Origin of the sequence: Bradyrhizobium sp. WSM2254, from assembly GCF_000472645.1 — a bacterium.
GTDB lineage: Bacteria > Pseudomonadota > Alphaproteobacteria > Rhizobiales > Xanthobacteraceae > Bradyrhizobium > Bradyrhizobium niftali.
Map to the genome: position 1 here is coordinate 12,931 of NZ_AXAB01000012.1, position 20,075 is coordinate 33,005.

17 protein-coding genes and 2 pseudogenes are annotated in these 20,075 nt (G+C 58.4%); 7 read left to right on the forward strand and 12 right to left on the reverse strand.

Going from position 1 to position 20,075, the window contains the following annotated elements; genetic code table 11:
• From A3M7_RS0108315 to A3M7_RS46275, 4 genes are all read right to left on the reverse strand, one after another.
• Complete coding sequence (locus A3M7_RS0108315; RefSeq protein WP_027543517.1) at window positions 1-924, reverse strand: SMP-30/gluconolactonase/LRE family protein; 924 nt, start codon at window positions 922-924, stop codon at window positions 1-3.
• Window positions 921-1,871: an amidohydrolase gene (locus A3M7_RS0108320; RefSeq protein WP_371090079.1), complete on the reverse strand. Its 951-nt coding sequence runs from the start codon at window positions 1,869-1,871 to the stop codon at window positions 921-923. Before A3M7_RS0108320 ends, A3M7_RS0108315 begins: the two co-directional genes overlap by 4 nt.
• 87 nt (window positions 1,872-1,958) lie before the next feature.
• On the reverse strand, window positions 1,959-2,708 hold the full coding sequence (locus A3M7_RS0108325; protein ID WP_027543519.1) for an IclR family transcriptional regulator: 750 nt from the start codon (window positions 2,706-2,708) through the stop codon (window positions 1,959-1,961).
• Window positions 2,709-3,335: 627 nt separating this feature from the next.
• Window positions 3,336-3,536: a hypothetical protein gene (locus A3M7_RS46275; RefSeq protein ID WP_084301864.1), complete on the reverse strand. Its 201-nt coding sequence runs from the start codon at window positions 3,534-3,536 to the stop codon at window positions 3,336-3,338.
• Between the two features lie 180 nt (window positions 3,537-3,716).
• Here A3M7_RS46275 and A3M7_RS43805 point away from each other — a divergent pair, with 180 nt between their 5' ends.
• Window positions 3,717-5,231 (forward strand): DUF2235 domain-containing protein, encoded by a 1,515-nt coding sequence (locus A3M7_RS43805; RefSeq protein WP_049823267.1) that lies wholly within the window; start codon window positions 3,717-3,719, stop codon window positions 5,229-5,231.
• A 302-nt stretch (window positions 5,232-5,533) separates the two neighbouring features.
• Entirely contained in the window at window positions 5,534-5,686 is a 153-nt protein-coding gene (locus A3M7_RS48360; protein ID WP_156936835.1) for a hypothetical protein, read from the forward strand.
• 13 nt (window positions 5,687-5,699) lie between these two features.
• Here the strand turns inward: A3M7_RS48360 and A3M7_RS0108345 are convergent, their stop codons facing one another.
• Window positions 5,700-7,775, reverse strand: coding sequence for a methyl-accepting chemotaxis protein (locus A3M7_RS0108345; protein WP_027543520.1), 2,076 nt, complete (start codon window positions 7,773-7,775; stop codon window positions 5,700-5,702).
• A gap of 145 nt (window positions 7,776-7,920) precedes the next feature.
• On the opposite strand from A3M7_RS0108345, the pseudogene A3M7_RS48365 reads away from it, so the two are divergent.
• Together A3M7_RS48365 and A3M7_RS0108355 are read left to right on the forward strand one after the other, a co-directional pair.
• Window positions 7,921-8,019, forward strand: a pseudogene (locus A3M7_RS48365) (2-pyrone-4,6-dicarboxylate hydrolase); the annotation flags it as partial.
• A gap of 173 nt (window positions 8,020-8,192) precedes the next feature.
• Window positions 8,193-9,152 (forward strand): Gfo/Idh/MocA family oxidoreductase, encoded by a 960-nt coding sequence (locus tag A3M7_RS0108355; protein WP_027543521.1) that lies wholly within the window; start codon window positions 8,193-8,195, stop codon window positions 9,150-9,152.
• A gap of 392 nt (window positions 9,153-9,544) precedes the next feature.
• On the opposite strand, the gene A3M7_RS46280 is transcribed toward A3M7_RS0108355, so the two are convergent.
• The 5 genes from A3M7_RS46280 to A3M7_RS0108390 all read right to left on the reverse strand — a co-directional run bounded on the left by A3M7_RS46280 (window position 9,545) and on the right by A3M7_RS0108390 (window position 15,548).
• Complete coding sequence (locus A3M7_RS46280) at window positions 9,545-10,849, reverse strand: FAD/NAD(P)-binding oxidoreductase (protein WP_198033727.1); 1,305 nt, start codon at window positions 10,847-10,849, stop codon at window positions 9,545-9,547.
• A 64-nt stretch (window positions 10,850-10,913) separates the two neighbouring features.
• Entirely contained in the window at window positions 10,914-12,362 is a 1,449-nt protein-coding gene (locus A3M7_RS46285) for a CapA family protein (RefSeq protein WP_084301866.1), read from the reverse strand.
• On the reverse strand, window positions 12,359-13,582 hold the full coding sequence (locus A3M7_RS43810; protein WP_049823268.1) for a cytochrome P450: 1,224 nt from the start codon (window positions 13,580-13,582) through the stop codon (window positions 12,359-12,361). The genes A3M7_RS46285 and A3M7_RS43810 overlap by 4 nt, the downstream gene beginning before the upstream one ends.
• Before the next feature lie 17 nt (window positions 13,583-13,599).
• Window positions 13,600-14,316 carry a dienelactone hydrolase family protein gene (locus A3M7_RS43815; protein WP_084301868.1) on the reverse strand — a complete coding sequence of 239 codons (717 nt, stop codon included), beginning with the start codon at window positions 14,314-14,316 and terminating at the stop codon, window positions 13,600-13,602.
• Window positions 14,317-14,339: 23 nt separating this feature from the next.
• Entirely contained in the window at window positions 14,340-15,548 is a 1,209-nt protein-coding gene (locus tag A3M7_RS0108390; protein ID WP_245284217.1) for an ABC transporter substrate-binding protein, read from the reverse strand.
• 348 nt (window positions 15,549-15,896) lie between these two features.
• Between A3M7_RS0108390 and A3M7_RS43820 the strand changes: the two genes are divergently transcribed.
• The 3 genes and pseudogenes from A3M7_RS43820 to A3M7_RS0108400 form a co-directional block, all read left to right on the forward strand.
• Complete coding sequence (locus A3M7_RS43820) at window positions 15,897-16,598, forward strand: hypothetical protein (protein WP_049823270.1); 702 nt, start codon at window positions 15,897-15,899, stop codon at window positions 16,596-16,598.
• Window positions 16,599-16,716: 118 nt separating this feature from the next.
• A complete protein-coding gene (locus A3M7_RS46290) occupies window positions 16,717-17,040 on the forward strand; it encodes a 2Fe-2S iron-sulfur cluster-binding protein (protein ID WP_084301870.1) in 324 nt (107 codons plus the stop codon).
• Between the two features lie 111 nt (window positions 17,041-17,151).
• A pseudogene (locus A3M7_RS0108400) lies at window positions 17,152-17,467 on the forward strand (iron-containing alcohol dehydrogenase); the annotation flags it as partial.
• Window positions 17,468-17,567: 100 nt separating this feature from the next.
• On the opposite strand, the gene A3M7_RS0108405 reads toward A3M7_RS0108400, so the two are convergent.
• Both A3M7_RS0108405 and A3M7_RS46295 read right to left on the reverse strand, forming a co-directional pair.
• Window positions 17,568-18,740, reverse strand: coding sequence for a cytochrome P450 (locus A3M7_RS0108405; RefSeq protein WP_027543526.1), 1,173 nt, complete (start codon window positions 18,738-18,740; stop codon window positions 17,568-17,570).
• Window positions 18,741-19,034: 294 nt separating this feature from the next.
• A complete protein-coding gene (locus tag A3M7_RS46295; protein WP_198033720.1) occupies window positions 19,035-20,030 on the reverse strand; it encodes a helix-turn-helix transcriptional regulator in 996 nt (331 codons plus the stop codon).
• Window positions 20,031-20,075 lie beyond the last annotated feature (45 nt).

Here is a 20,075-nt window from a genome sequence, read left to right on the forward strand (position 1 = left end):
CTAACCGGCGTGCGAGAACATCGGCATGCCCGGTGTGTCAAGCTCGGCGCACAGCAACGTTCCGGTGCGGCTTTCAGTGATAAAAAGGCTCTTTCGCCCGGGTCCGCCAAAAGCAAGATTGGTCGTGCCGACGCCCGCGCAGGAGACGATGCGATCGAGCGGCTCGGCCAAGGGCGAGAGCCGCCAGATCGAGCCGAAGCCGGTGTGACAGACCAGCAGATTGCCGCCGCTGTCGAGCGCAAGTCCGTCAGGACCGCCGGGGCCGCCGTGCAGATGCGAGAATATCCCGACCTTCGTTGTCAGGCCGCTGGCCGGCAGCGGCACGCGCCAGATCTGGTTGGCGCGCGTCACTGCGACCAGCACAAAGCTCTCCTCGGGGTCGACGACGATACCGTTCGGGCTGGGAATCGTGTTGAGCAGGCAAGTGAGCCGCCCATCCGGCGTGAGCCTCCAGACCCGGCCGGTGGGATCATGCATCCCGGTCTGGCCCTGATCGGTGAAATAGAGATTCCCTGATGGCGCAAAGACCAGATCGTTGACGCCCTTGAAGCTCTCGCTCGCGGCGGTTTCGAGATGCGGCGTCACCTTGCCGTTCGTGGGGTCCAGCAGCATGATGCCGCGCTTGTAGTCGGTGATGAAGATGCGGCCGTCACGATGGATCTTCAGTCCATTCGGCCACCCATCATACTCCGACACGAGCTCCCATTCGCCCTGCGGGCTGACCCGGAAGATGCGCCCATAGGGAATATCGGTGATGTAGAGCCGGCCTTGGCGATCGAACGAGGGGCCTTCGAGGAACGAGTCGATCTCACGACCGCCCTGATTTGCATCGGCCCATGCCGTGCGGCGCGGCTTGCGGAACTGGTCCGGAAGCCGCGTGAAGATGCTGGTCTCGATCCGGCGCGGCGGGCTGAAGAAGGTCATGGCGTGACTTTCGGAAAGCCATAGAGCTCGGCTGGGTTGTCGACGAGGATACGCTTGAATACGGGGTCGCTTCCAGCGCATTGGGCGAAGAGATCAAACAGGCGCGCATCATCCGGCTTGCTGTCCCGTTCCGACGGATGCGGCCAGTCGCTGCCCCAGACCATTCGCTCCGGTGCCGCCTTCACGTAAGCGGCCGCAATGGCGCCTGCGTCAGCGTAATCAGGGGCGCCCTGCTTGCTCGACACATAGGGACCGGACAGCTTGACCCAAGTCCTGCCGCGGTCGAGCAGGCCACGAATGATCTTGTAGGGGGCGCTCTCGACGCCGGCCGGTTGCGGCACCTGCGCCAAATGATCGAACACGAGACGCCCCGGCAGGGAAGCCAGCAGATCTGCGTAATCTTCGATCTGCTTGGGGCGCATGTTGATCTGGCAGTGCCAGCCGAGATCGGCCAGGCGCGGCGCGAGCGGCTTGAGCGACTCCACCGTGAGCACGCCGGGAAAACCAAGGTTGAAGCGAACGCCGCGGACGCCTTGCTCGTCGAGCCGACGCAGGTCTGCGTCGGAGACGTCCTCCGCAACCACGGCGATCACGCGAAAATTCTCCGCGCCAAGCGCCTGCCGTGACGCGATCTGCAACCGGTTGTCGGTGCCATAAGTGGAGGGCTGGATGATCACGCCGCGCGTTGTGCCGATCCGGCGCTGCAGGGCGCGATAGTCGTCAGGCAAGGCGTCCTCCGGCAGCAGGGTCGCGCCCTTCATGACGGGATAGGTCTTGTTATAGGTGTGGAAATGGCAATCCGTCGCGCCGGCCGGCGCAACGAAGCGCGGCTTCTCGGAGCCGGTCGACCAGCGCACGATTTCCGCTTGCGCAGTCGCAGCGTGCGGAACGAGCGATGCGCCCAGTCCAGCAAGAATCGTCCTGCGCGTGAGCGTTGCTGCTGCCACGACGTTCGTCCTCCCCATGGTTGTTATGGGGAGACTTATAAGCACGCGACAGCAGACTCCGCAACTAAAATGAAACGTCGTTTCGTTCTATGCCGTCAGATTGGACCGCTTGCGCGCGCCCTTTCCGATGCCGGTGGACGGGGTTCCGCCGCACGCGAGGGTGAGCTTGGTCGCGGCCTCGACCAACGTCCCCTTCATCTGATCCGCCCGCTCAGGCGTGAGGCGGCTGACCGGGCCGGAGATCGACAGCGCCCCGACAAGCGATTCTCCGATACCGAACACGGGCATGGCGAGCGCGGCTGCATGAGGATCCGTGACGCCTGACGTAAAGAGCGGCAGCTCGTCGTCCGGTCCAGGCACTGCGGACTCATATCGACGAAGTGTCTGCGCGATAGCCGATTTATCCATCGGACGGGTGTCGCCCGGCTGCACCGTCATCCGGATCCGGTTGGTGCTTTCCACCCGGAAAAGACACAGCCTCTCTTCACCGTTGCGAACATAGAAGGAGGTCGTCTCGCCCGTCTTCGCGGCGAGCTGCTCGAGCACGGGCATGACGTGATCGGAAAGGCGAAACGCCTGCTGATAGGCGGTGCCTAGGCGCAAGGTCTCCGCGTCGAGCCGATAAGAGCCATCCGGCAAGCGCGCGAGCAGGCGGTATTGTTGCAGCGATAAAGCAAGCCGCAGGATCGTGCTCTTGACCAGACCGGTCCGCTCGGCGAGCTCGGCCAGGCTCAAGGCGCCGTCGCCCCTGCGGAACGCCGTCAACACCGCGAGCGCTCGTTCGGCCGCTGATACGCCTTTAAGTGCAGGCTGCTTCTTCTCGGTCTGCTTAGCCATTTCGAACCTCTTCCTTCCATCTCCTACGTCATTCTCTCGGCCGTTAGAAGGGCCGAGACGCTGCGGCATAAAGAGAACAGACGGGGATGACGGGATGGAAAACAGAAAGTTCGGGTCTCTCGGACCGCACACTTTTCCGAGACACCAGCAGGTGCGGGTACACTTTGGACCTATGCGCTAGCCGGAACGCCGCTCCAGTTTCGCACCAGAAACGACTCAAACGAACGGCGACAAACGCGATCGAACCGAAGCGAAAACGCAGCAATCTCAACGAAGCTGCTCGATATCCGGTTGCTCATAACGGTCTGGTTGCTGGTTGAAGGCGTGCCGCACACCTTGGAAAATCGTTCGCCCTTGATTTTCGACTAGCCTCCTTTTCGCTGCGGGTTTGAAGGCGCCATTACTTCGTGCGCTTCAAACGCCGCGTGATAGCTTGCCATTAGATGGTCTTCTTTTCTGCTCAGCCTTCTAGGATGCTCCTCTGGTCAACCGCCAATTGCGGTTGACCAGCTGAAGTCGTAGTGAGCGCTCAACAACTTCATTGCGACAACAGCGACGAGGACGCAGATGATTTGCAACAGCGCTTTGGTCGAAAACACTCTATTGAAGAGCGGCATAATGCTGCTACTAGCGCTGGTGACCGAGCCGAATTCCAAGCTTGAGCGCCTTTTGGCGGAGTGAGCCTTCGGAGCGCTTTGTGAGCTTCGCGATTTTTGCAACGGGCGTCTTTGCTTTCGAATGAGCGCGCAGCTCTTTCACGTCAGCCTTTGTGTATTCACGACGCACAGTTTTCTTCTTTGTAGCCGTCTTCTTTGCGTTCTTCGCCACTTTTAGCTCCTCGATACGAGAGTAGGCGTACTAGCACAGCCGCATTGAGGCGCAACTCTCGATCAGTTAACTAGATGTCCTGGTCCGGGCGCGCTGTACGCAAGTGGGCCCGCTCACAGTTAGGCTCACGCAAACTGTGATATGGATTGGCTTTTGGTGCACTCTTGGGGATGGTGTGCAATGCCGAAGAATATCGTGATCTTTTCCGACGGCACAGGCCAGGCTGGCGGCATCAATTTCGACGAAGCCCGTACGAATGTTTACAAGCTCTACCGCGCCTGCCGGGTCGGCCCAGACACGAAGGTAGAACCATCAGGACAGGTCTCCTTCTACGACGCCGGTCTTGGTTCAGCGTCCGACGGCGGCCACTTCAAGATCGGTTGGATGCGGTGGCTCTACAACCTCGCCAGTATGGCGACGGGCCTTGGGATCACCCGGAACATCGTCGACTGCTATGCCGCGATCATAGCCTTGTATGAGGAAGGCGATCGCGTCTTTCTGATCGGTTTCAGCCGAGGGGCCTACACGGTCCGATCGGTTGCCGGCGTCATGACCTATTGCGGGGTCCCGCGCCATATGCCGGACGGCTCGCCCCTGCGCCGCGACCCAAAGAGCATCCACAGGCTGGCCGAGCACGCCGTCAAGGATGTCTATCAATTCTGCCCGTCGTACTCACGCAAGATTGGTGGGTACCGCCAATTCCTGCTGGAGACGCGCGACGCCATCGCCGCCCAATTCAGACAGCAGTACGGCAGCACAATCACCGTCAACGGCGCCGAGCACGCAAACGTCTTTCCCTACTTTATCGGCGTGTTCGATACCGTCGCCGCCCTCGGCCACAAATATCTGGGCGCGGCACTCGTGACCTCCGGCATTGCGTTACTGATCGGGCTTCATTGGCTCGGTGGCTTCCTTCAGCCGGCCTTTCCATGGTCTGGATGGGTGGCCCGGATTCTGAGTTACCTCGGTGTCGCCACAGCCCTGATCGTCTTTCTCATGAACTATCTCAAGATCGCGCCTTCCTTGCCCGGCTATAGGTTCTTGAAGCGGCTCCGGACCGTGCATTTCGCTCCGCCGAAGCACAAATTCTACGACACAACCCTCAATCCCAACGTCGGCTACGCCAAACATGCGATCTCGATCGACGAGAACCGCGCCGATTTCAAGCGCGTCACCTGGTCGCCCACGGCCGAGAAGCAGGACCAACGAGACGCGCACGGCAATCTTTACTTCGAACAGGTCTGGTTTCCGGGCGTGCACGCCGATGTCGGCGGCGGCTATCTCGAGAATGAGGCTCGGCTCTCGGACGTTGCGCTGAACTGGCTGCTCGCCGGAGCGTCGCTCATTCCGGACGGCCTAAAACACGACGGCAGTGTTCTTCGGCTGTCGCCCAGCCACGCGGGTCCTCAGCACAATGAGCAGGCGGGCGGCTTTCTCAAGGCCGGCGTGCGCGATCTTCCTGTCGATCCCGAGAGCGGGGAATCGAAATCGCCGATGCACAAATCAGTCTATCGGCGCTTCGAGGCGGGATCGGTTCTCCTCTATGACCGCATGGCGGCTTACCGGCCGAACAACATGAGGGTTCACGTCGACTTCAAGCACTATTTCGATGGAAGCGCGGCGCAGCTTCCCCAATGCGTGGCCGATGACATTGAACAGAAGTGGGAAAATGCCGGCTACGTCGGGCGGCTCTGACCCAATACAACGTTGAGGAAGCGGTTTTGTCGGGCGACCTTCTAGTCGCCTTGGCCCCTGCCGCGACGAGTAGAGCAGATCACAATGCCGAGAGTGGACTCGCCGACCGGTCGTCAAAAACACCGTTTAAAAAACCGTTTTAGTTCGGCTCTCTCAAACGGTTTCTCTCGCTAAGGTCTTGATTTGTATGGTGGGCGCACCAGGGCTCGAACCTGGGACTCGCTGATTAAGAGACAGGCTGCTCCCATTGATTTCTCAAGAGAATTTTTCCAACTAAGCCAAAATCCGATCATTGGAGATCAATGGCTTACAGCGAAACGTCCAACTGCAAAGGCGCACGGACGCCCGAGCGCGTCCTTCCCACGGCCGACTACAAACTCATCGTCAATGCCGCTCTTAACGCCGACCGTGGACCGGTGTCGGTGTTCTCGAGCCGCCTGCACGGCGAGTTCTGATCGTTCACCAGCCCTATGCAGCCCGGATCGCGTCGAGGAATTTTCCGACCTCGCTCTTGAGACGGGTGCTCTCGCCCGACAGCGACCTTGCGGCGGCAAGCACATGGGACGACGCCGATCCGGTCTGGCTCGCCCCGTGCTGCACATCGACAATGCTGGCGGAAACTTGCTGGGTGCCGCGCGCCGCCTGCTGCACGTTGCGGGAAATCTCCCGCGTTGCCGCGCCCTGCTCCTCGACGGCCGAGGCGATCGCGGACGCAATCTCGGACATGCGGGTGATGGTATCGCCGATCGCCTTGATGGCGCCGACGGAATCCTCCGTCGCCGTCTGGATTCCGGCGATCTGCTGGCTGATGTCGCCGGTCGCCTTGGCGGTCTGCTCGGCCAGCGCCTTAACCTCGGAGGCGACGACGGCGAAGCCGCGGCCCGCCTCGCCGGCGCGTGCCGCTTCGATGGTGGCATTGAGGGCCAGAAGATTGGTCTGGCCCGCGATCTGACTAATCAGCTCGACCACATCGCCGATCCGCCCCGCCGCCTTGGCGAGCTCACCGACATGGTCGTTGGTCCGCCCCGCCTGCTGCACGGCTTCCCCGGCGATGCGCGCGGAGTCCTGAACCTGCCGGCTGATCTCGTCGACCGAAGACGCCATCTCCTCCGCCGCCGCCGCAACGGTCTGCACGTTGGTGGAAGCCTGTTCGGAGGCCGCCGCGACCGTCGCCGTGACCTTTTCCGATTGATCGGCGGCGCTCGTCAGCGTTCCCGCCGATACCTCCAGCTCCGAAGATGCCGACGAGACGGTGTTGATCACGTCGCCGATCATGACCTCGAAATCGCGCGCGATCTGGTCCATGCGCTGGCTGCGCTTGAGCTTTGCCTCGGCTTCGATCGCGGCGGCCGCATCGGCGGACTTCTTGGCGAGCAGCGAATCCTTGAAATGCTGGAGCGAGCCGGAAACCTGGCCGATCTCGTCGTTGCGGCCCGTCGCCGGAATCTCCACCTCGTGCTGTCCGGCGGCGAGCGACCCGATCACGTCGGCAATCCGGCCGAGCGGCATCACCACGCGCCTGCGCAGCATAATGGTCACGCCACCGAGCGTGCCGAGCAGGGCCAATACGGCGACAGCTGCGAGTGAGAGCATCGCCAGCGCGCCGTCGCGCGCGGCCGAGGCACGCTCGGCGGCTTCCGCCAGCGCAGCATCGCGCACGCCGTAGAACATCTGCATGGCCGGCACGAAGTCCATCGCCAGCTCGTCGGCGGTGCCACTGTACTTGCCGTCACTGCGGGCCGCAGGAAGTTCCTTGTCCACGGTAATTGCGGCTTTTCCGAAATATAAGTCCGTTGCCGCCTTCAGCGCGGCGACGATGCGGACCGGATTTCCGAGCTGTTCGAGACCGGCCTCGATGCGCTCGCGATCGACCTCCACGCGTCCCTGCATGCGATCTATCAACGACAGTTCGGCCGCGGTGAGCGGGCGGCGCACGGAGAGCGCCGGGACCAGCGTGGCCGCGCGGCTGCCGGCCGAAACGCGCAGGTCCTGCGCCGTCCGCGCCAGGCTCAAGAGTGCCGCGAGCGCGGAATCGGCGTTGATGACCTTCGCCTCGAGCTTGTTCATGACAGGTTCGATGTGGCCGATGACCTCGGCAACGCCGGGCAGGAAGCCCCTGGTCGCGGCGCCGTCGCGCGCCGCCAGTGGGACGCTCATCGCGCGATCGGCCGCAGTGGTGTTTTCCTTCAGCCGCCGCGCGGCACGGTCGAGATTCTCGGCAATGGCGCCGCCGTCATCCAGCACCATGACGGCGCGCCTTGCGGCTTCGAAGCCGGCCTCGGCCGTTTTCGTGGCCTTCGTCGTAGCTTCGAGCTGCTCCTGCGTTGCGGCGCCTTCCTGGAAGAGCGGCCCGATATAGGGAGCGCGAAGGCTGGCGACGTGCTGGTTGGCCAGCAGCGTTGCGCCAAATGCCTCCACCGCCTTGATGGCGTCGGAGCGGTTCGTGAAGATGCGTGCCTGAGGTATCAGCACCTCGGCGCCAAGAATGACTGCAAACACCGTCACCGTCAGCATCGACAGTGCAAAAAGCTTTCCGATCCGCATCCTCAGGTCCTCGATTATATTTCTGAAATCGAAAAATAACCGGCGAACACTAAGGGCTCGTTAAGCACCAATCCGTAGTTCCGCGGGGGGGCGGGTCGTCACGGGTCCCTTGGGGCACGCTGTCGCGTACCGGTTCACTTTGGCTCCCGACGACGGCCTGCTGGTCGATTTCATTCCGCCTATTGCGGTCACGCCTGAGCTGCAGCGCAAGCTGCTGGTCGACAACCCGATTCGGCTGTACTGACCGGAAGAGACCTAGACGAATCCTGAAGGGAGGATCCTCCGACGTCACTCGACAAACCCTACAAGGACATTCCCGGTACGACCATTTTCGACGCCGACATGTCGCGCCAAGGCTTTACCATGTGCCGGCAAGCAACACCGCAGTCGGCCATCTGATTCTGGAGCACAACTGACATGGCCACAACGATCAAAGTGGCGCTGGCTGGCGCCGGCGCGTTCGGTATCAAGCATCTCGATGGCATCAAGAACATTGATGGCGTCGAGGTGGTGTCGCTGGTCGGGCGCAGGCTCGATCAGACCAAGGAGGTCGCTGACAAGTACGGCATCAAGCACGTCTCGACCGAGGTTGCCGACAGCCTGAAGCTGCCGGAGGTCGACGCCGTGATCCTGTGCACGCCGACGCAGATGCATGCCGCCCAGGCGATCGACTGCATGAAGGCCGGCAAGCATGTGCAGGTCGAGATTCCGCTCGCGGACTCGCTGGCCGACGCGCAGGCCGTGGTGGATCTGCAGAAGAAGACCGGATTGACCGCCATGTGCGGCCACACTCGCCGCTTCAACACGAGCCATCAATGGGTGCGCCAGAAGATCGTGGCCGGCGAATACAACATCCAACAGATGGACGTGCAGACCTACTTCTTCCGCCGCACCAACATGAACGCGCTGGGCCAGCCGCGGAGCTGGACCGACCATCTGCTCTGGCATCACGCCGCCCATACGGTCGATTTGTTCGCCTACCAGGCGCGCTCGCCGATCGTGAAGGCCAATGCGGTGCAAGGACCGATCCATCCGGCGCTGGGCATCGCCATGGACATGTCGATCCAGCTCAAGGCGGCCAACGGCGCAATCTGCACGCTCAGCCTGTCCTTCAACAACGACGGGCCGCTCGGCACCTTCTTCCGCTACATCGGCGACACCGGCACCTATATCGCCCGCTACGACGATCTGGTGAACGGCAAGGAAGAGAAGATCGACGTCTCCAAGGTCGACGTCTCCATGAACGGCATCGAGCTGCAGGACCGCGAGTTCTTCGCCGCGATCCGCGAGGGCCGCGAGCCAAATGCCAGCGTCGCCCAGGTGCTGCCCTGCTACCAGGTGCTGCACGACCTCGACCGGCAGCTCGCGGCGGGTTAAGGAGCCCCCTCTGTCTAGCTCGATTCTCGAACGAGCCTCAGAAACTCAATTTCCAAACACGCCTCACATTTATTGGGAATAGGCCGCTTATCTCGTGCCGAAAATACTGCTCCGTCAGAAAGGTTATGCCCGAGTCCTGCCACAGCCAACGCCGAGAGAACGCTGAGACTGTTGCACTTGACGACGCGATTGAGCTTGATGCCGCTCGCGCCGAGCCAGTCTAGCACAAGCTCTGCAACCCTGACGTCCTATGAGCGGCCGACCCGCAAATCGACGATTCGAGCTTTCAATTTGCGCTCGAGAGATTCATAGCAAGATTTGAGCAGCTTGGGCAATTAACCCCCTTGGACGCCCGAGCGCTTCCTTACCAAAGCCTGACGACGCAACTGCCATCAACGGCTCGTCGCCTCGAGTTCCTTCAGATCAAAGCCGTCTCGATTGGCTTCGGCCGGGTTGAGCGTCGGAATGCCGCGAGAAAGTAGTTTTCGCGCCGCTACATGGTCTGCACTGCGGTTGATCGACTGTACCCCAATAAGTTTGTCGTGCTTAAAACTAAGGACTGACATTTCCTGATCTGCCGGACTTCCAATCACAACATTTCGGTCGAAGCCGGTTGATAGCCCGGCAATCTGTAGCTTCAAATCTCGCTGGTCACTCCAGAACCAAGGTAAGGCAACATAGCGTCCTGATTTCCCTGTTAGCCTCTTCGCAACTGCGCGGGCCTGGTCGGCAGCGTTCTGCACAGATTCTAGCCGCACATGAGGACCGGACAACGCGGTTGGAAACGAGGCGCAATCTCCAATAGCCGATATCATCGGGTCAGAAGTTAGAAGTTCAGCATTCACCTTTATTCCGTTCTCGACTTCAAGACCCGACTCTCGCGCCAGAGAAACGTGCGGCGTTGCGCCTAGCCCAAACACAACCATATCTGCCTTGTGTCGAGTTGCGTTCGTCGTTTCTACGCCAACCACCCGGCCGCCCTTCCCTTCTACTCGCAATAGGCCTTGGCCAAACTCAATTTTTACGCCCCAAGACAAGTGGGCCTCGGCAAACACTCGAGATATCTCGGGCGTCACGGCACGTGCCATCACTCGATCGAGGAGTTCGAATACGCGAACTGACTTGCCCATCGCACTCGCAGCAGCTGCAAACTCAAGCCCGATGAAGCCCGCGCCAACAACGACGACATCGTTTGCCTTAGATATAGCAGCACGGATAGCATCGGCGTCGGCTATGGTGCGTAGACCGAAGACACCTTGGAGTTCTGCGCCAGGGATTGGCAGCGTTCGGTTCTGCAATCCAACAGCAAGGACTAGGTGGTCAAAGTTGAGATGGCTTCCGCTCGCGAGCAAGACCCGCCTACACTCTCGATCAATGGCCACAACACGCGTGTCATTTATGAGCTCGATTTTGTTGTCCGAATAGTATCTTTCTGGCCTGAACAGGAGCGAGGAAACGCCACACTGACCCAGAAGATAAGATTTTGACAACGGAGGACGCTGATAAGGCGGAACGGGCCCGTCGTTGACTAGAGCAATGTGTCCGTCGAATCCTTCCTGACGCAGCGATGCAGCCACTTGAAACCCAGCGTGACCGGCGCCGACGATAACCACGGAACGCGGAGTCACTTTCGTGGCGCCGAAATGCGACGCGGGGTCCGCGTTCGACGATCCGGTCGCTTCAACGTGATTATTCATCTTGCACACAGTGCCATCTCCGCAAATCCACGATCGATACTTGACCGCGAGGCGTCGTTGCTCGCTAAAGCTTGATAATGCCTCGACCGTCGTCGGCTATCGCCACTGTCGTGCCGAATTGCATGCAGTTACGTGAAATGCGATCGAGAATGCGCACCGCGTGTTGACCTCGGGCACGTTTCGGTACCCCGAGGGTCGAGGTGGGACCGTCCAGGCTTAGTTCAATCGGCTCGATTGCAATCTCACGAATCGCGCCGGCTTCGTATGAGCATGTGGCGGTGGCCCCCTCGAAGTATGCTCCAGGGTGGGATGGAGCGCGCGAAAGTAGTATTTCTGCATCGGTCATGTCGTTCGCATGCGGATCGATGGCGGCATGATGCCGATCACCGAATTGCCGCGCTCGATAGGATTCCCACGGCAACACTTCTTGCATATAGGCTTGCCGAATGAATGACCCGAGCCCGTAGAAGATTGGTTTATCGCGATACACTTCGATCGCGCGAAATTCGAACGGGCCTGTCATGCAAAACATGTCAGCGCCCGAATCGATCACCTTGCGAGCAAGTTTAGGAAGGAAATCCGGTGGATTGGATGTCTCGCCTTTTGTTCCGCCTTGAGGATTGACCGGATCGATTGCCCATTGGTGCCCATGTACGAGACAAACGCAAAAATCTGAATAGGCCGCGGCCGTTGCCACGCTGCGTAAGAGTGCTCGTTCATCATCAGCGTCGACCTCATACTGATAGGCAGGTGAGCGCCCCGCTACAAAAAGATCATTCCCGATACGAAGTTTGTCCTCGTACACCATTACCGTGGGCTGGACGGGAAATGTTCCGGGAAACGCATAGGGATGTTGTGAGAGGAAATCTTTGAGCGACCTCCAAGCGTATTCTGGCAAAACGACAGTCCGAGATACGCGTAGGCTGTTGGCGCCCGGCCTCCCGTTCGAAAGCCCGACTCGCGCGGAAGCCCCAAAGACAGCGTCTAAGCCATGATTGGTGTGAGTGGTGGCGCTTACAGCTCCCACCCGCCCTTGAGGAATATCGACATAAACTGGCGCGCGTGCGTCCGCCAAATGCTCGCCAAACCCAACGGGTGCAATTCCAGCCTCGCGGAGATGGCGGTCCGTTTCCCGATTCCCCTCGACACCGAAGTCAGACAGACGATTATTTGCTCGCCCGAGGATATGGAATCCTATGCTTGCGAGATCGCGGGCAACGCTAGGGTTGGCCATAACCAAAAATGATGGGATACCGTATGGGTGGCCCGAGAACGCATGCCGGTCAGCGATGGTCTGCTCGAGATTTCCGATGGCGAGATTAGCCGCGCGGAACGGCGCGATCGCTTCGGCGACTCCAGGAAGGGCTAGTTGAGAAATCGGGCGCGTTATGACGATATCGCCAGCGACCGCGACAGAAAACCGCCCCGTGACATTCATGCGAAGGTCCCGCTCCCGATCAAAGCGAGGCCCGCCGCCGAAAGTCGATGCAGTTGTGTGGATCAAAGAACTCATCGATTCAACTCGTAGGTAACTGGCAGCGTTTTCAGAGCCGAGATCCAAATAGCGCGCATCCAGCGCGGTTCGCCATCCAGCGCTATCGCCTTTATTCGCGGAACCAGCTCTGCGAAAACGGTTCTCATCTCAGTTTTGGCGAGCATTTGACCGACGCAATTGTGCGGCCCGATGCCGAATCCAAGGTGCCGGTTGGGCTGGCGATCAACTTGAAATTGGTCGGGATCACGAAAGACACGCGGGTCACGGTTTGCCGTGGCATAATGCAAACACACATCATCTCCCGCCGCGATCCGAATACCTCGTATCTCTACATCCTCGACAGCAGTCCTAACGAAGTTTGTCGTGGGCGTAACGAACCTAATCATTTCGTCGATGGCCCTGGGCATCAGGTCGGGTCGCTCTTGCAGCGTCCTTAGCGCTTGTGGGTGTCTGATCAGGGCCAACAGGCCACCGGATATCGCAGACGCGGTCGTATCGTGGCCAGCCGAAATAAGTACGAGCAGATGTGACAGCGTTTCATGCTCCCCGATCGGCTTGCCGTCCGCTTCGATCGCCAGTACGGCGCTCACAAGATCATCCGATGGTTGAGCGCGGCGCCGCTGCACGACGAATCTGGAATACTCGAAGATTTCTTCTACGGTCATGACCGTCTCGCGATGCTCGCCGGTATCTGGATCCAAGGGGGCGAATAGGGCTTTCGCCAATCGGAGAACTTGTCCATGCTCTTCGCGTGGAATCCCTAGAATTTCGCACATCAGCCAAAGCGGGTGCGGTGCTGCGAGTTCCTCGACAATGTCGGCGCTACCTTTCAGCGCCATTTGATCGACGATTTCTCGAGCAACGCCACGCGCTCTCTCCTCTAGCTGCCGTATGCGCGTCGGGTTGAACCAATTTTGAATGGCGCGCCGGTGTTGAGCATGTTCTGCGCCATCCATCTGCGGCAGGGAGTTGATACGCTTCGGTGCGCCGCGAGAATTGTGAAGAACGGTGCGCGGCCCGTTCAACCATTGAGCGGGATCTTTCGAGATTAGTTCAACGTCCGCGTGCCGCGTAACGAGCCAAAATGGGTCGACGGCGCCCCGTTCGTATCGAGCGATGGGGTTCGTCTCCCGTAAGCGGCCCAGCGCTTCGAAGGGAATCCCCCCCCTCGCCCAATTATCCGCGTCGAAGATCTGTGCGAAGAGTTCATCGCTAGTTGTGCCAATAGTCGCCTGCATGCCGTACACCTCGATACCTATCTTTCAACCGTGGACCGCAGAAGTAGCGCGTCGATACGTCTTAAGGCATCAACAGCAACATCTCGCTCGCACGAATCTTCGCTGTCGATGAGCGGCAAGAAGCCGTGGCCGGCGTTCTCATAAACGGTTAAGTCCATTGCAGGCGCGCTCGGCGAGATCGCGCTGAGGCGCGCTACGATGTCCGGTCCGACAGAAATGTCTTGTGCGCCCATCAACATGGTGAATGGTCGAGAGACGTGAGCAAGATAGTCGAAGGGCACGGGAAGCGGATCCGCGTTTGGCATCCCCTGGGGGAATCCGTACAAGCCGACTAGCGCGACCGGAAGGTCGCGCCGCGCGAGTTCGAAAACGTATAGACCTCCTAGACAGAAGCCGATAACACCTGTCACTCGCTCTACGACGCAGAATTGTTCGAACTGTTCAATGAACTTCTTATCCGGCACTTTGTGCCTTCGAGCAAAGGCCGCCTCGCGGGTCACTTCAGGCAGGTCACCCAGACCATAGAACGGGTCCACGAGCGATACGCGAGCGCCCCGCTGGGCAAACCGTTCTGACAGACCGCGATAAAATGGGTTACAGCCGTATATGTCCGGTAAAACGGCGATATGGTTTGTCGCCGCGGGATCTCCAAAGCGGAATCCGTGAACCAAGCCTTCAAAAGGCTCGTCTCGAGTCGGAGACGGAAAAGATCTCACCGCCGCACCGTGACACATCACACGCTCCTACAATCTGCTCTTCACTCGGCGCTAATAAGTTCGTCGATGGGAGCCCACCGCTCGCCGTCGAAACGTCGAAATTGAAGCTTCTTGAAGAGGCTACGATCCGCATCGGAGCTACCGACTTGGATTTTAGGCAGTAGCATAGGAAACGTCCCCTGAATCGAGAGGGCCTGCTTGAGCACATTCTCGCGTGAGAGATCACCCCCGCATCTTCGCAAGATATCGACAAGCATTTGCGCGGTGGTATACGCTGAGGCATTAAGTTTTTCGTCCGCATTCCCAGACTTGAAGTACTTTGCCATCCACGCCCGATAGGCAATTACGTCGGGATCATCCTTCCAGGTTCCGTCGCCAGGATCTTTCAGAAATTCTGTCGTCACGACTCCAGTTGACGCCTCGAGGCCGGCCGGCTTCATGACCGCGGAAATTGAGTTGGAGATGTACGTCAGAAGGATCGTTGGGCGCCAGCCCAGTTCGTGAATCTTACGAATTGTCTGCGCGGCTGTCCGTCCGGTGGCAGCAATGACGATAGTGTCGGCGCCGGACGCCTTCAGCCGAATAACCTCCGAATCGACCGTTGGAGAGGTGACTTCGTAGGACTCGACGGCCACAATCATGCTTTCATGAACACCACCAAGAACAGTCTTCATTCCTTTCATATAGTCGCGGCCAAAGTCATCATTCTGACGCAGAACACCGATTTTTGCTTTCGCGTTGGTTGATAGAATATACCTTGCGAATGCGCGGGCCTCCGCTTCGTAACCCAAGAGGCCCGGAGTGGACCACTTATTGCGCGAGGGGTCGTTGAATGCGCTGCTACCGCTCTGCACAAGTAGCTGCGGTATGTTTCGACCATTGAGATATTTCTGTACGGCGATATTTCCTGCCGTGCCAAGAGAGCCCGCAACCAACAGCACTTCTTCGCTCTCAATCAACTTCCGTGTTTGCTCAACGGTTTTCGGTGGAGAGAACGCATCATCCAAGCTTATGAATCGAATCATCCGGCCATTAATGCCACCTTCCGCGTTAATCTTGTCGAAGTACGCGGACATCGCTTGGCCCGTCGTACCGAACAGGGACAGCGGTCCACTGTAAGAATTCGTTTGGCCGATGCGAATTTCAGTATCGGTGACGCCAGGCAGACTTTGACCAAACGCTTGAACAGCCGACAATGTCAAAGCGAAAATGGCAATCATCGCGCTACGCATCGAATACGTTAGTGACATGCGATCAGATCCATCCCTAGAACTGTTTTGAGCGAAAACGCTGGGTCGCAGAGGCGCGCGCATCGTGTAGTCTCAAGGCGGTCGACGTATGTCCCCCCAAAGGAGGACAACTCCCCAAGGCGCCCCAAGCTCAGTGTTCCGTCGCGGACGCGTTTGTCTGCTGGGTGCAGTGTCCCCCTAAAGGGGGACATATCAGGCATTCACCGCGTGCCAAAGGTGACACGCAATCGTCGAGCAAAATGCAGCACGACATTTCGACCGCTGAGACAATCGAGGCGCTTGTTCTGAGCGATGATCGCTCACGGTGATCGGCAGCCGCAGGACAGCTTCCGCTGAAGGGATTCCTTAATGGCATTCGAATGGGTCAGAGACATCACCCCATCCCAGGAAATGACGGAGGGGCCTTACTACGGCTACGGCGGCCCTCGGCGCAGCGATCTGCGAGAGGACGTTGAAGGCACAACTTTTCAGCTCGCGATTAAGGTGGTCAATGTGGCGGACGGAAGCGCGCTCGAGGGCTTGGTCGTCGACCTGTGGCATTGCGATCCTCGCGGCCGTTACTCGGGATATGATTTCGATCCTGATAAACAACCTGAAAGCGTTGAGTATCAAATGCCGAACGCTGCGGGTACAGCACTCCGCGGCTCACAGGTTTCCGGGAGAGATGGTATCGTGCAGTTTAGCACGATATTTCCTGGCTGGTACGCAACGCGTACACCGCATCTCCACGTCAAGGTTTTCGACGGCAAGATATGCATTCTTACAACTCAACTCTATCTATCCGACGCGTTCACACGAGAATTCTATAAGCGCGAGGAAATATACAAGCGTGAAGCTCAGCGGGATACGTTCAATGGCACCGATATTGTGCTGGGAAAAACGCCGGGCTCGATCGATAGTTGCTGGGTCGAGTTGAAGCAAGGACAAGACCGTATCTTTGGCGAGGCCGTGCTTGTCGTGGACCGAACGGCTCGTAGTCAACGGAAGCCGATACCTCCCGGCTTTCGGCCGCCGCTTGGTGGCTTGCCGCATGAGAAGCCGGTGCGCTGAGTAGATATGGGGCGCCTACACTAACGATAGGCCTCCGCCTCTCGTGTGGTCTAGTCCATCCGGAGGCACGTTTGACCAGAGCCAGACTTGGACTGTCATTCACATCTGGAGAACCCGCTTGCCCAAAATAACTTACGTCGCACATGACGGAACGACGACGCACGTCGACGCCATAGATGGAGACAGCGTGATGCACGCCGCCGTCGCCAACGGAGTTGTTGGGATCGCCGGCGAGTGTGGTGGTTCGATGGCTTGCGCGACTTGCCATTGCTACATTGACGAATCGTGGGCGGGATTGGTTGGCGGCCCGGACGACAGCGAACGAGCGATGCTTGACTGTGCGGCGTCTGAAGTGAAGGTCACAAGCCGTCTTTCTTGTCAGATCAAAGTAAGTCGAGTGACGGATGGCCTGGTCGTACGTATGCCAGAGAGCCAACGATAGAGCCTCGTCGTTCCATCGCGGTCCGAGCTCTCACACTGCGTCTTACTGGTCAAATTGGCGCAGGCTAAGAGCATCCATCGGCGAAGGATAATGAGTGAACCCAAAAGAGCAGTACAATGGAGCCAAGCATCGACCGTCGGACGTCCTGTCGGCATGAGCATGACTAGCGGGCTGAATGCGATGGCGCACGCGATCGAAGCACTGTACGCTCAAGAACGAAATCCGGTGTCGAGTATCTTGGCAGTAGAGGGGCTCACGGCCCTGGTCTTCTCCCGCCCACGGATCAAAAGCGACCCAAGCAACCTCGATGCACGCTGTGGCGCCCTTTATGGGGCTTTGTTGTACGGCACGGTTCTGGGATCCGTGGGCATGAGACTTCATCACAAGGTTTGCCACACTTGGAGGCAGCTTTGAATTACCTTATGCGGCCATGAACTACTGGACCGGGCTTGGAGGGACTACGTCCGCCGTAGCGCGGAACTAGCGGATCGCGACGTCTTGCCTAACTCCGGACCCTTGGTGTGGCCTCAATTCGGGGTCCACCGCAATGGAAGGTTAACAAGGCCTCGAAACACCCAACCGCTAATTTGGATTTTCTTGTCTCGCGCGACCGAGATATTGGCCAAGCGATGAAGGACGGAAGGCAGCGCGACATCTGACGCCATGCACCGAGCAGCCCACGTTCCAGCGCAGAAATGAGGGCCAGTCCCGAATGACAGAGATTTAACCTTGTCTCGCTTGACGTCGTATTGATCCGCGAACGGTATCTTCTCCTCGTCGCGATTTCCACTGGCAAGCATGAGGAGGACGCGATCGCCGGCGGCCAAGTCCACTCCCCTTAAGGTAACTGGGGTCGCAACCTGGCGCGGTATCATGCTGATTGGTGGCATCCAGCGGACGTATTCGTCGAAAGCGTCGGACCAGGATGCAGCGCCGCTGCGTACCGCCTCAAGCTGTTCGCTGCGTTCGAGTAGAGCCCATAAGGTACCAGCGATTGCCTTACGCGGCTCGTTCTGACCGCCACTGATGGCCAACTTGATATTCACTCGAATGCGATCAATGGGCAAGGCAGCCGCGATCATCGCCCCGAGCAAGCTGTTTGGTGCCTCATTCAGAGCACGGGGGATCATTTCGTCGAGCGCCGCGTCAATCGCTGACGTCGCGCCTTGACAACGCTTCTCGAGAATAGGGTCGCCCTGATAATTTGAAATTCCATCCATCATTGCCTGCGACCAGGCATCCATATCCTGATATCGCACGTTGATGAGTCCCGTCATCAACTTCAACGACTCGGCGCAGAAAGGCAGCGCGAAATCAGTGATAAAATCGGCCTCTCCACGGGGCTGCAGGTCGTGAATAATTCGGTCGGCATTGCTCTGAAACTGCGACCTCCATACCTCCGAGACCTTCTTTGGTGAGATGGCAGGCGCAACGATGTTGCGTTCGTACGCGTGCTCGGCACCATCTCGACGCATCAAATTCTCGCCCATTAACCTATTCATCAAGCTATTGGGCTGTTGGGAACTGAAGATATCCGGCCGACGCCCGACCTCGAGTATGTCTTCCTGCTTCGTAATCATCGTCGCATTAAGTTGCGGAATGAACGCGATGGGCGCACAGGATCGCAATTCTTTGAGATCTGGATAGGGATCGACTGAGAAGCGATTAATATCCAAATCGTATCGCGGCACTGCGCCCATCTCTGTACCTCACCCTCGAAGGTCATCAGAGTTAAACTGTATCCGCCCTTGGAGGCCGCTCTGTCCCCTCGCAGGAGGACAAAATATCTAAAAGGATCAGTCCAAGATAGCAGGTAGTGAAGGAGCCATTTGGAAAACTGTTCGGCCGAGACTAAGCTTCTAATGACAAGTATGCCAGCTCGGCTCCTAAGCTGCGTCGCGCTTCTCGCAGCGGTTTCGAATGTTGGCGAAACGGAAGCTTCGAACCGCGTCATGTACACTCGGCCTGGCCTGATCGAGACCGATGTATTGAATTTAGTTCGCAAGACTCTTGCAGAGTTCCAGAAGTTGGTGATGCTTGTTTATGCCAAGCTTCAAATATGCGCGCCGGCGAAACGTTATAACGCTCGTAACTCCAATCGCTAAATCGTCAGCGATCTCTTGAGCCGTCTTTCCCTTGGCTATTTCCCGGCAGACGTGTCGCTCACGCCGAGTCAGATCGGTTCTGTCTTCTAACGCTCGATCAAGGTAGTCACGGATAGGTACCGGTTGGCAATGACGATGAATGACGATGTGTCTGCTAGCAGCGGCTCCCGCAAACTCGCATAAGGTGGTTAGTCTTCCGATTTCATCGTCCGAGAAGCGGCCACTCGCTTTCTCTCTGTATAGATTCAACGCCCACCAATTTTCAAACGATCCTGAGATAATAGAGAATCGATCAACCACGCCGGATTGGAGATAGCATACGTTTCTATATCCGCTGTCCTGGACGTCACATTCTCGAAGCCGAGACGCGATAACGCCGTGATCGTTCATGGACCGAACTAACGATGCGTTCGGATCAAGGTGAGAAAAATGCGCCGCGTATAAACTGGAAGTTCGATCTACTTTCTTGGTTGACCGCATTGATGCGAATGCAGTTCTTTCAACCTTGCCGCTTCGCATTTCAAACAGAATGACTGTATCAACCAATACTGATTGGGCCAGGAAACGGAGGGAAGCTTCTCCGAAACTCGGCGTGCCGATCGCCTTGGTGAGGGCTGCGCATTCTCCAAGGGGCACCAGCGACCCTTGAGGCTGTTGCTTCATTTTTCCTCCTTGACGCCCCAATTCTAAGTGCTTGAGGCTGTCCTTCTCCGAGGAAATATATACCAGATTTAGCTTGAATGCGAAAGTATGGGCTTGAGGCGGCACTTTGCCACTGAAGATACAGGTGTCGAGGTTCAGACGGCCTAGTAGCCACCCTGTCATGGGATCGCAGTCAGACGGCCTTGCAGAGATACGCTCTACAGGTCGGTAGTTCTTCTCCACCTGCCCTCGCGCCATCTTTGGTCGCCGGATGGCAGTGCGCATCTC